The following is a 10,247-nucleotide window of genomic DNA, read 5'->3' as shown; positions in this document are numbered from 1 at the left end:
GGAATAGCTCAGTTGGTAGAGCACGACCTTGCCAAGGTCGGGGTCGCGAGTTCGAGTCTCGTTTCCCGCTCCAAATTGAAAACGCCACTTCGTTTGAAGTGGCGTTTTTTTTTGCTCGCGTGGTTGGTTTTTGGGGCGAGCTGGCTCAGCACACCTATCAATTTTGCTAGTTGGCTAATGTCGTCTGAGGGCGTACAACGGCATGGCGCTACTCGTTACGTGCCCGATGTTCGTACTCATACCATCAGTTATTACTCTGTCTGGGGAGAATGTTGGGCGCGCCTGATCCCACTCCATTCTGCCTTGAACAAGGAAGGAGCAATGACCGTGACGATCGAAAAGACGGATTTGGAAGTCCAGCTGGAGATATGTAAACGGGCGGTCGATGCGTGGAGGCGTTATGAAGAAAGTAAAGGGCAGCAGCCCCCTTCGCAGGTAGAACGACTTCGACTGGAAGCAGAGTTCTTATGTTCTTCGGCGCATCATTTTTTCGGGGGTAAGGCTAGGATTCCCGCTGATTTGCTAGATCGTGATTTGGCGGAGTGAATTCACTTGTCCCGCTGAGGTGATTGGGGTTCCCGGCCCAGATTGGGCCGGGATGCATCTACATCAGTGAATATCACCCTGAGCAGGCTTGGCTAGCAGTTGCTTTTCTTGGTGCCAATCAAACGCTTCGCCGTTCTGCTCTGCCTCGTAGCGTCGCTCTTCCAGCGTCTGGTAAAGCTCCAGCTCGTCATCCGGCATGAAATGCAAGCAATCCCCGCCAAAGAACCACAGCAGGTCACGCGGCACCAGATGGGCGATCTGCGGGTAGCGCTGGATCACCTGGCAGATCAGGTCCTGGCCCAGGTACTGGCTTTCCAGCGGGTCCTGCGGCAGCAGGGTGAGCAGTTCGTCGAAGCGCTCGAGGAACAGGGCGTGGCTTTCCTCCGGGACCTGTTCGGCTTCACCCAGCGCGGCCAGGATGGTGCGCAGGTGGTGGAGCAGTTGCAGGTGGTATTCCAGGTGGGGGTTGGCCATGGCGGCGGTCCTCGGGGTGGTTGAAACGGGGGGCGGAGTATACGCCGGTTTTGCATGGGCTGGCAGCGCAGCTGCCTGTACTGGCGCTATCGCGGGGCAAGCCCGCTCCCACGCTGCGTAAATAGCTTGTGGGAGCGGGCTTGCCCCGCGATGCGGTCGACCAATGCTCAGCGCACTTTGCCTACCTCGGGCAACAGCACGTCCTTGTCGAACGCATCCACATCGATCACCACCCGCCGCGCCTGCTCGGCCTGATGCAGGTGCTGGCCTTCCTCCGCCTGCAACACGCCCGCTTCGATGGCAGCGTCGATCACCGACTGCCCCGGTGCCGCCTGCACCTTGCCTTCCTTGACTGCCTGATGCAGCGCCTTGTGCAGTGGGGCGGCATCGTCCAGCAGGTCGCAGGCCGTCTGCAGCGCGGCCACCGGGTCGCCGTCGGCCTGGGGCCTGAAGCAACCCGCCAGCAGCTCTTCCAGCGCCGGGTCGCCTTTGCGGCGGCCGATCAGCGCCGCCACCTCGGCATCCAGTTCATCGCTGGGCCCGGTATGCCGGCGGCCGAACGGGAACACCAGCACCCGCAGGGCGCAGCCCAGGAAGCGGTTGGGGAAGTTGTCGAGCAGCGCGTCCAGCGCTTTCTCGGCCTGCCCCAGGCTTTCTTCCAGTGCCCAGCGCAGCAGTGGGCGCAGGTGCTCGGGCGAGCCGAGGTCGTGATAGCGCTTGAGCGCGGCACTGGACAGGTACAGGTAGCTGAGCACATCGCCCAGCCGGGCGCTCAGGCGTTCGCGGCGCTTGAGCGCGCCGCCCAGCAGCATCATCGACAGGTCGGCCAGCAGGGCGAACGCTGCCGCCTGGCGGTTGAGGGCGCGGAAGTAGCCCTGGCTCAGGGCATCGCCCGGGACCTTCTCGAAATGCCCCAGGCCCAGGCCCAGCACCAGGGTGCTGGCGGCGTTGCCGGCGGCGAACAGGATGTGCTGCAGCAGCAGGTCGTCGAACTCGTTCAGCGCCTGGTCGTGGTCCTCGCGCCCGGCCAGGGCCATTTCCCTGAGCACGAACGGGTGGCAGCGGATCGCGCCCTGGCCGAAGATCATCAGGTTGCGCGACAGGATGTTAGCCCCCTCGACGGTGATGAAGATCGGCGCGCCTTGCCAGTTGCGGCCAAGGTAATTGTTTGGGCCCATGATGATGCCCTTGCCGCCGTGCACGTCCATGGCGTGCTGGATGCATTCGCGGCCGCGCTCGGTGAGGTGGTACTTGAGGATCGCTGACAGCACCGAGGGTTTTTCCCCGAGGTCCACGGCCTTGGCGGTGAGCAGGCGGGCGCTGTCCATCAGCCAGGCGTTGCCGCCGATGCGCGCCAGGGACTCCTGGATGCCTTCGAAGGCGGCCAGCGGCACGTTGAACTGTTCGCGCACCCGGGCGTACTGGCCGGTGACCAGGCTTGTGTACTTGGCCGCGCCCGTGCCGACCGCTGGCAGGGAGATCGAGCGGCCCACCGACAGGCAGTTCATCAGCATCATCCAGCCCTTGCCGAGCATGGCCTGGCCGCCGATCAGGCAGTCCAGCGGCACGAACACGTCCTTGCCGCTGTTGGGGCCGTTCATGAACGCAGCCCCTAGCGGTAGATGCCGCTGGCCTATTTCCACGCCGGGGAGGTCGGTGGGGATCAGTGCCAGGCTGATGCCCAGCTCGGGCTGCTCGCCCAGCAGGTGGTCGGGGTCGTAGGCCTTGAAAGCCAGGCCCAGCAGGGTGGCCACCGGGCCAAGGGTGATGTAGCGCTTTTCCCAGTTCAGGCGCAGGCCGATGACCTCTTCACCCTGCCACTGGCCTTTGCAGATGACACCGGTGTCGGGCATGGCCCCGGCGTCGGAGCCGGCCAGGGGGCCTGTGAGGGCGAAGCAGGGGATGTCGTCGCCACGGGCCAGGCGCGGCAGGTAGTGGTTGCGTTGCTCATCAGTGCCGTAGTGCAGCAGCAGTTCGGCCGGGCCAAGGGAGTTGGGCACCATCACCGTGGAGGCCAAGTCGCCGCTGCGGGTGGCCAGTTTCATCGCCACCTGGGAGTGGGCGTAGGCCGAGAAGCCCTTGCCGCCGTATTCCTTGGGGATGATCAGGGCGAAGAAGCCGTGCTGCTTGATGAAATCCCAGGCTTGCGGCGGCAGGTCGAGGTCCTGGCCGATCTGCCAGTCGCTGACCATGGCGCACAGCTGCTCGGTGGGGCCGTCGATGAAGGCCTGTTCCTCCTCGGTGAGCCTGGGTGCGTCGTAGTCGAGCAGGGTGTTCCAGTCGGGGCGGCCGCTGAACAGGTGGCCATCCCACCACACGGTGCCGGCGTCGATGGCTTCGCGCTCGGTTTGCGACATTGGCGGCAGGGTGCGCTGGAACCAGCTGAACATCGGCGCGGTGAACAGCTTGCGGCGCATTTCGGGCAGGACGAAGAAGGCGGCCTTGATGGCGATCACCACCCAGATCAGCGTCAGCAGCCAGCCCGGTGCCGTGCTGAACAGGCCCATGAGCAGGGTGTAGGCGGCGATTGCCGCGAGGATCTGCAGTGGCGCCAGGCGCCGATGCAGGAGATACGCGGCGCCTAGCACCAGGACCAGCAACCACAACAGCAGCATGATTCTTCCTCCTTGGAAGCGGGGGGCGGGGGCGATCCACAGAGCTTAGACGTGTTGGGGTGGATGGCCTGCTTAGAAGACTGACCGGGTTGGGTGGCGGGAGTTCGGTGGTGGTTGATAGATCGTGGGGCTGCTGCGCAGCCCTTTCGCGACACAAGGCCGCTCCCACAGGATATGTGCCAGGCCTGCCATGGAGCGGTCCCTGTGGGAGCGGCCTTGCCGAGGCGTCGGACCGGTCGGAAAGGGCCGCAAAGCGGCCCCCAGGATTCATGCGGTCTTCCGGTTCAACCCCACCTCCATGTCATCGATCAGCGCCTTGGCCATGGCGCTGAGGATCCGCGCCGAGCTGCCGGCCAGCAGGTCGCCTTCCATCTCCGCTTCGCAGGTCAGGTGGCGGATGCAGCCGAGCAGCACCGACAACTCGCTGAAGGCGTCTTCGAACGCAACGCCCGGCTCGACCTTGAACAGGTCCAGGCAGGTGGTGCGGCCCGCGGTATGCCCGCGGCTCATGGCTGCACCTGCGGTTTGTGCTCGAGCAGGGCGCAGGCGAGCTGACCGAGGTAGTCGCTGGCGGTGAACAGGCGGTCCTGGACTTCGCCGGGCTCGGTCTTGAAGTAGATGTCGAGGACGTCGGAGATGGCGGTGGCCACTTCGACGGCGGCGGCCATGGCGTCGTCGCGGGGGAGGGTGGGGCGGATGGTGAGGAAGTGGGAGAGACGGGGTGGGTCTGGGACGATTTTTTTCATGGTCGAGAGTCCTATGCGGTCATTGAAAACCACCATCCAGGCCTTTTCTCACGAGGTGAGGGTGGCGGCCGTGTACGAGGTGAGAAAACCGGGACATAGGACAAACCCGGCCAGACCGAAGTCTGCCCGTACACGGCCACCATGACGAAGCCGCTGGTTGTCATATGTAGTCGGGTTTCTCACGCCCGGTCACCCAATGTGGCGACCCGATGAAGTTATCCCCGGGGTATTTCCCCGACAACGCGGCGGCTTCCGGCAAGCGCGTAGGATAGTTCCCAAGCTTTGCTGGCTGAAGCATTTGGTTTCAGGTTCGGAAATATCTGACAGATCGCGGGGGCCGCTGCGCGCCCCTTTCGCCGGCAAGCCGGCTCCCACAGGGCCTGTACGCGCCTGCTCTTTGTGGGAGCCGGCTTGCCGGCGAAAGGGCTGCGCAGCGGCCCCTGGTTTCACTGGCACCGTCCACCGCTTGGAGTAGACTGACCCCCCTCCCGCATTCATTAAGGACGTTGCCATGCTGAAGATCTGGGGCCGCAAGAATTCGAGCAATGTGCGCAAGGCGTTGTGGATCGCCCACGAGCTGGGCCTGGACTTCGAGTCCATCGATGCCGGCGGCGCCTTCGGCGTGGTCAACGAACCGCATTACCGGGCACTCAACCCCAACGGCCTGGTGCCCATGCTCGAAGACGGCGACCTGGTGCTGTGGGAGTCCAACGCCATCGTGCGCTACCTGTGCGCCGAGTACGGCGAAGAACAAGGCTGGTACCTCGACGACCCGCGCCAGCGCGCCCTGGCCGACAAGTGGATGGACTGGACCACCTCGTCCTTCGCCGGCCCCTTCCGCCCGCTGTTCTGGGGCCTGCTGCGTACCCCCGAGGACCAGCGCGACTGGGTGGCGATCAACGCGGCGCACAAGCAGTGCGCGCAACTGCTGGCCATCGCCGACGAGACCCTGGCCAAGCAGCCGTACCTCTCCGGCGAGCAGATTGGCATGGGCGACATTCCCCTGGGCAGCTTCATCTACGCCTGGTTCGAAATGCCCATCGAACGCCCGGCCATGCACCACCTCGAAGCCTGGTACGCACGCCTCAAGCAGCGCCCGGCCTACCAGGCGGCGGTGATGACCGCCCTGACGTGACGCCACTTCGATAGTCATTATCAATAGATGTGACTGTACTTGTGCGGCCGGCCCTTGCACCATGGCCGCACTCACTGCGCCAGTGACTTCACCTGGCGTGTCCCGCACCCTTTTCTCGGTACCCGACCCGCTATGAGTTCCGCCCTGTCCATCCGACAGCTGACCAAGACCTACGGCAACGGTTTCCAGGCCCTCAAGGGCATCGACCTGGACGTTTCCGAAGGCGACTTCTTCGCCTTGCTCGGCCCCAACGGCGCCGGCAAGTCCACCACCATCGGCATTCTCTCGACCCTGGTGAACAAGACCAGCGGCACGGTGAATGTGTTCGGCCACGACCTGGACCGCGAGCCTGCGGCGCTCAAGCGCTGCCTGGGCGTGGTGCCCCAGGAGTTCAACTTCAACCAGTTCGAGAAGACCTTCGACATCGTCGTCACCCAGGCTGGCTACTACGGCATCCCGCCCAAGGTGGCCAAGGAGCGCGCCGAGCAGTACCTGACGCAGCTCGGGCTGTGGGACAAGCGCGACGTGCCGTCGCGTTCGCTGTCCGGCGGCATGAAGCGCCGGCTGATGATCGCCCGGGCGCTGATCCACGAGCCGCGCCTGCTGATTCTCGACGAGCCGACCGCCGGGGTCGACATCGAGCTGCGCCGTTCGATGTGGAGCTTCCTCACCGAGCTCAACCAGAAGGGCATCACCATCATCCTCACCACCCACTACCTCGAAGAGGCCGAGCAGCTGTGCCGCAACATCGGCATCATCGACCACGGCACCATCGTCGAGAACACCAGCATGCGCCAGCTATTGGGCAAGCTGCATGTCGAGACCTTCGTCCTCGACCTCAAGCACGACCTGCCCGCCGCGCCTGAGCTGCAGGGCTACCCGTGCCGGCTGATCACCCCGCACACCCTGGAGGTGCAGGTGGACAAGGACATCGGCATCACCGCGCTGTTCGGCCAGCTGACGCTGAAGAACATCGAGGTGCAGAGCCTGCGCAACAAGACCAATCGACTCGAGGAGCTGTTCGTGTCCCTGGTGGAAAAGAACCTGTCGAAGGTGGCCGTATGAGTGTGGAGCTGCGCACCAACTGGGTCGCCCTGAACACCATCGTCTACCGCGAAGTGCGGCGCTTCTTGCGCATCTGGCCGCAGACCCTGCTGCCGCCGGCGATCACGATGGTGTTGTACTTCGTGATCTTCGGCAACCTGATCGGCCGGCAGATCGGCGACATGGGCGGCTTTACCTACATGGAGTACATCGTGCCGGGGCTGATCATGATGTCGGTGATCACCAACTCCTATGGCAACGTGGTGTCGAGCTTCTTCGGCAGCAAGTTCCAGCGCTCCATCGAGGAACTGATGGTATCGCCGGTGTCGCCGCACACCATCCTCGTCGGCTATGTGCTGGGCGGTGTGTTGCGCGGCTTGGCGGTGGGGGTGATCGTGACGTTCCTGTCGCTGTTCTTCACCGATTTGCAGGTGCATCACCTGGGCGTGACCGTCATCGTGGTGCTGTTGACCGCGACCATCTTCTCGTTGCTGGGCTTCGTCAACGCGGTGTTCGCGCGCAACTTCGACGACATTTCGATCATCCCGACCTTCGTGCTGACGCCGCTGACCTACCTGGGCGGGGTGTTCTATTCGATCAACTTGCTGCCGCCGTTCTGGCAGACCGTGTCGCTGGCCAACCCCGTGCTGCACATGGTCAACTCGTTCCGCTACGGCATCCTAGGGGTGTCGGATATCAGCATCGGCACGGCGATCAGCTTCATGCTGGTGGCCACCGCGCTGCTCTACCTGCTGTGCGTGCGCCTGCTGGTCAGCGGCCGCGGCATGCGTGCCTGAGCTGCGGGTGAGGGCACAGCGGCACTGGCGCCGGCGCCACTGCCGGCCCACCCACCAGCGCCAGTAGCCCATGGTGGTGAAGTAGGCGAGCACGCCGAGCACCACCCCGCACACCACCGAGCCCAGCAGGAACGGTTGCCAGATCGTCGCCAGCTGGTCGGTGACCCAGTCGACGGTGATCTCGTCGGGCAGCGTGCGCGGCGGCACCTGCATCAGCCAGGCGCCGGTCATGTAGGTGACGAAGAACACCGGCGGCATGGTCAGCGGATTGGTCAGCCACACCAGGCTCACCGCGATCGGCAGGTTGCCGCGCACCGGGATCGCCAGCGCGGCGGCCAGCAGCATCTGCATGGGAATCGGGATCAGCGCCGCGAACAGGCCGACGCCCATGGCCCGCGCCACCGAATGGCGATTCAGGTGCCACAGGTTGGGGTCGTGCAGCAGCTTGCCGAAAAAGCGTAAGGACTTGTGTTCGCGGATGCTGGTCGGGTCCGGCATGTAGCGTTTGAACAGACGGCGCGGCATGTGGGCTCCCGGCGGGGTTGAAGGGCGTCAGTATGCCTTGATTGAAGCGCAGCCTCGTTCAGAGTTTGTGACAATTGATTAGCAGGTTTTTCCCGCCAATCGGCTAAGCCTCAGGGGCCGTTTTCGCTTCTGGAGCTCTATCTCATGCGCACAGGGATGCTGGCGCTGGTCCTCGGGCTGTTGAGCCTGCGTTTTTTACCGGCCTTGCCACCGGTCGGATGGCTGATTCCATTGCTCTTGCTGGCCCTGGCCTGCCTACGTACCCGGGCCAGGCCGTTGGGTTGGTGGGTGCTGGGTGTGTGCTGGGCCTGCTGGTCGGCGCAGCAGGCCCTGGACGACCGCCTGCCGGCCGCGCTGGACGGTCGCACGCTGTGGCTGGAGGGGCGAGTGGTCGGCCTGCCGACCCGTACCGAGCGCGGCGTGCGTTTCGAGCTGGAGCAGCCGCAGTCGCGCCGGGCCCGGTTGCCGCAACGTGTGCAACTGAGCTGGTTCGACGGGCCGCCGCTGCGGGCGGGGGAGTACTGGCGGCTGGCGGTCAACCTGCGTCGGCCGCAGGGCCTGCTCAACCCCCATGGCCCCGATCGGGAGGCCACGCTGTTGGCGCGGCGGGTCGGTGCCACCGGCACGGTCAAGGCCGGTACGCGCCAGGGCGAGGCGGCCAGCAGTTGGCGCGACGGCCTGCGTCAACGCTTGCTGACCACCGATGCCCATGGCCGGGAGACGGCGTTGGCGGCCCTGGTGCTCGGGGATGGCGCAGGCTTGGCGCGGGAGGATTGGCAGGTGCTGCAGGCCACCGGCACGGTGCACCTGCTGGTGATTTCCGGGCAGCACATCGGCTTGCTGGCTGGACTGGTCTACGGGTTGGTGGCGGGGCTGGCGCGCCTGGGGGCCTGGCCCCGGCGGTTGCCGTGGCTGCCTTGGGCTTGCGGCCTGGCGATGACGGCGGCACTGGGTTACGGCTGGCTGGCGGGGTTCGGCGTGCCGGTGCAGCGGGCGTGCCTGATGCTGGCGGTGGTGCTGCTCTGGCGCTTGCGCTTTCGCCATCTGGGCGCCTGGGTGCCGTTGCTGATGGCGCTGTCGGGCGTGCTGCTGGTCGAGCCGCTGGCCAGCTTGTTGCCGGGGTTCTGGCTGTCGTTCGCTGCCGTGGCGGTGCTGGTGTTGTGTTTTGCCGCCCGACTGGGCGCCTGGCGGCCCTGGCAGGCCTGGACCCGCGCCCAGTGGGTGATCGCCGTGGGGTTGTTGCCGGTGCTGCTGGCCTTGGGTTTGCCCGTCAGCCTCAGTGCGCCGCTGGCCAACTTGCTGGCCGTGCCGTGGCTCAGCCTGGGCGTGCTGCCTCTGGCGTTGCTGGGCACGGCCCTGTTGCCGGTGCCTGGGCTGGGGGAGGGGATGCTGTGGCTGGCGGGCCTGTCGTTGGACGGCTTGTTTGCCGTGCTGACGCGATTGGCGGGCCTGCAGCCGGCCTGGATAGCCGAGCCACTGCCGTTGTGGGCCTGGCTGCTGGTGTGCCTGGGCGCCTTGCTGGTGTTGCTGCCCCGGGGCGTGCCGTTGCGGGCGCCGGGTGCGGTCATGCTGCTGGCGCTGTGGGCGCCACGCGAACAGGTGCCGCCGGGGCAAGTGGAGGTCTGGCAGCTGGATGTGGGGCAGGGCCTGGCGGTGCTGCTGCGCACCCGCAATCACGCGCTGCTGTATGACGCAGGCCCGGCCCAGGGTGGTAGTGACCTGGGCGAAACGGTGGTGCTGCCGACCTTGCGCAAGCTTGGGGTGAAGGCGCTGGATGTGATGCTGATCAGCCATGGCCATGCCGACCATGCCGGTGGGGCGGCGGCAGTGCGGCGTGGGGTGCCGGTGGCGCGGGTGCTGGCCGGCGAGGTTGCCGGGCTGGAAGCGGCCTCGCTGTGCCGCAGCGGCGAGCGCTGGCAGTGGGATGGCGTCGATTTCGAGCTCTGGCACTGGCCGCAGGGGGCTTCCAGTAACGAGCGCTCCTGTGTGTTGCGGGTGCAGGCCAAGGGCGAACGCCTGCTGCTGGCCGGGGACATGGAGGCCGGCGCGGAGCGGGCGTGGCTGGCCGCGACCGTCGATCCTCGGGTGGATTGGCTGCAGGCGCCGCACCATGGCAGCCGCACGTCGTCCAGCGAGCCGTTCGTCCAGGCCACGGCGCCGCGCGGGGTGCTGATTTCCCGGGGGCGGCACAATGGTTTCGGGCATCCCCATGGGCAGGTGATCGAGCGCTATCGACGGCATGGGGTGGTGGTGCATGACACGGCGGTGGAGGGGGCGTTGCGGTTGGTGCTGGGGAGCAAAGGTGGGGTGGAGGGTGTGCGCAGGGAGCGGCGGTTCTGGCGCTCCGTCGAGGATTGAGCCGGGG

At 65.7% G+C, this 10,247-nt stretch carries 9 protein-coding genes; 4 read left to right on the top strand and 5 right to left on the bottom strand.

Translation table 11 applies throughout. The features are described from left to right. Positions 1-609: 609 nt before the first annotated feature. The 4 genes from HU735_RS25560 to HU735_RS25545 form a co-directional block, all read right to left on the bottom strand. Positions 610-1,020 carry a PA2817 family protein gene (locus tag HU735_RS25560; RefSeq protein WP_050704684.1) on the bottom strand — a complete coding sequence of 137 codons (411 nt, stop codon included), beginning with the start codon at positions 1,018-1,020 and terminating at the stop codon, positions 610-612. 167 nt (positions 1,021-1,187) lie between these two features. Further along, positions 1,188-3,635, bottom strand: coding sequence for an acyl-CoA dehydrogenase (locus tag HU735_RS25555; RefSeq protein WP_186716209.1), 2,448 nt, complete (start codon positions 3,633-3,635; stop codon positions 1,188-1,190). Positions 3,636-3,902: 267 nt separating this feature from the next. Beyond that, positions 3,903-4,145: a DUF3077 domain-containing protein gene (locus tag HU735_RS25550; RefSeq protein ID WP_186716208.1), complete on the bottom strand. Its 243-nt coding sequence runs from the start codon at positions 4,143-4,145 to the stop codon at positions 3,903-3,905. Further along, complete coding sequence (locus HU735_RS25545; protein ID WP_186716206.1) at positions 4,142-4,381, bottom strand: hypothetical protein; 240 nt, start codon at positions 4,379-4,381, stop codon at positions 4,142-4,144. The genes HU735_RS25550 and HU735_RS25545 overlap by 4 nt, the downstream gene beginning before the upstream one ends. Before the next feature lie 511 nt (positions 4,382-4,892). On the opposite strand from HU735_RS25545, the gene HU735_RS25540 reads away from it, so the two are divergent. The 3 genes from HU735_RS25540 (at position 4,893) to HU735_RS25530 (ending at position 7,357) form a co-directional block, all read left to right on the top strand. Further along, the gene (locus HU735_RS25540; RefSeq protein ID WP_186716204.1) at positions 4,893-5,516 is read left to right on the top strand and encodes a glutathione S-transferase; all 624 of its coding nucleotides are present in this window, start codon (positions 4,893-4,895) and stop codon (positions 5,514-5,516) included. 132 nt (positions 5,517-5,648) lie between these two features. Further along, positions 5,649-6,581 carry an ABC transporter ATP-binding protein gene (locus HU735_RS25535; RefSeq protein WP_186716202.1) on the top strand — a complete coding sequence of 311 codons (933 nt, stop codon included), beginning with the start codon at positions 5,649-5,651 and terminating at the stop codon, positions 6,579-6,581. Next, positions 6,578-7,357, top strand: coding sequence for an ABC transporter permease (locus tag HU735_RS25530; RefSeq protein ID WP_186716199.1), 780 nt, complete (start codon positions 6,578-6,580; stop codon positions 7,355-7,357). The genes HU735_RS25535 and HU735_RS25530 overlap by 4 nt, the downstream gene beginning before the upstream one ends. On the opposite strand, the gene HU735_RS25525 is transcribed toward HU735_RS25530, so the two are convergent. Continuing rightward, complete coding sequence (locus HU735_RS25525) at positions 7,241-7,882, bottom strand: DUF2062 domain-containing protein (protein WP_186716197.1); 642 nt, start codon at positions 7,880-7,882, stop codon at positions 7,241-7,243. The genes HU735_RS25530 and HU735_RS25525 overlap by 117 nt on opposite strands. 144 nt (positions 7,883-8,026) lie before the next feature. Between HU735_RS25525 and HU735_RS25520 the strand changes: the two genes are divergently transcribed. After that, positions 8,027-10,240 (top strand): DNA internalization-related competence protein ComEC/Rec2, encoded by a 2,214-nt coding sequence (locus tag HU735_RS25520; RefSeq protein ID WP_186716195.1) that lies wholly within the window; start codon positions 8,027-8,029, stop codon positions 10,238-10,240. Positions 10,241-10,247: the final 7 nt, after the last annotated feature.

Origin of the sequence: Pseudomonas sp. BW16M2 (assembly GCF_014268865.1) — a bacterium.
In the GTDB taxonomy this organism is placed as follows: domain Bacteria; phylum Pseudomonadota; class Gammaproteobacteria; order Pseudomonadales; family Pseudomonadaceae; genus Aquipseudomonas; species Aquipseudomonas peradeniyensis.
Note: the sequence above shows the minus strand (reverse complement) of the source record. Positions and strands in the feature narration are given on the sequence as shown.

What these genes read in the sequence shown, in the direction of transcription:
- HU735_RS25560 (WP_050704684.1), bottom strand. Translation starts at nt 1,020, where the DNA reads ATGGCCAACCCCCACCTGGAATACCACCTGCAACTGCTCCACCACCTG.
- HU735_RS25555 (WP_186716209.1), bottom strand. Translation starts at nt 3,635, where the DNA reads ATGCTGCTGTTGTGGTTGCTGGTCCTGGTGCTAGGCGCCGCGTATCTC.
- HU735_RS25550 (WP_186716208.1), bottom strand. Translation starts at nt 4,145, where the DNA reads ATGAGCCGCGGGCATACCGCGGGCCGCACCACCTGCCTGGACCTGTTC.
- HU735_RS25545 (WP_186716206.1), bottom strand. Translation starts at nt 4,381, where the DNA reads ATGAAAAAAATCGTCCCAGACCCACCCCGTCTCTCCCACTTCCTCACC.
- HU735_RS25540 (WP_186716204.1), top strand. Translation starts at nt 4,893, where the DNA reads ATGCTGAAGATCTGGGGCCGCAAGAATTCGAGCAATGTGCGCAAGGCG.
- HU735_RS25535 (WP_186716202.1), top strand. Translation starts at nt 5,649, where the DNA reads ATGAGTTCCGCCCTGTCCATCCGACAGCTGACCAAGACCTACGGCAAC.
- HU735_RS25530 (WP_186716199.1), top strand. Translation starts at nt 6,578, where the DNA reads ATGAGTGTGGAGCTGCGCACCAACTGGGTCGCCCTGAACACCATCGTC.
- HU735_RS25525 (WP_186716197.1), bottom strand. Translation starts at nt 7,882, where the DNA reads ATGCCGCGCCGTCTGTTCAAACGCTACATGCCGGACCCGACCAGCATC.
- HU735_RS25520 (WP_186716195.1), top strand. Translation starts at nt 8,027, where the DNA reads ATGCGCACAGGGATGCTGGCGCTGGTCCTCGGGCTGTTGAGCCTGCGT.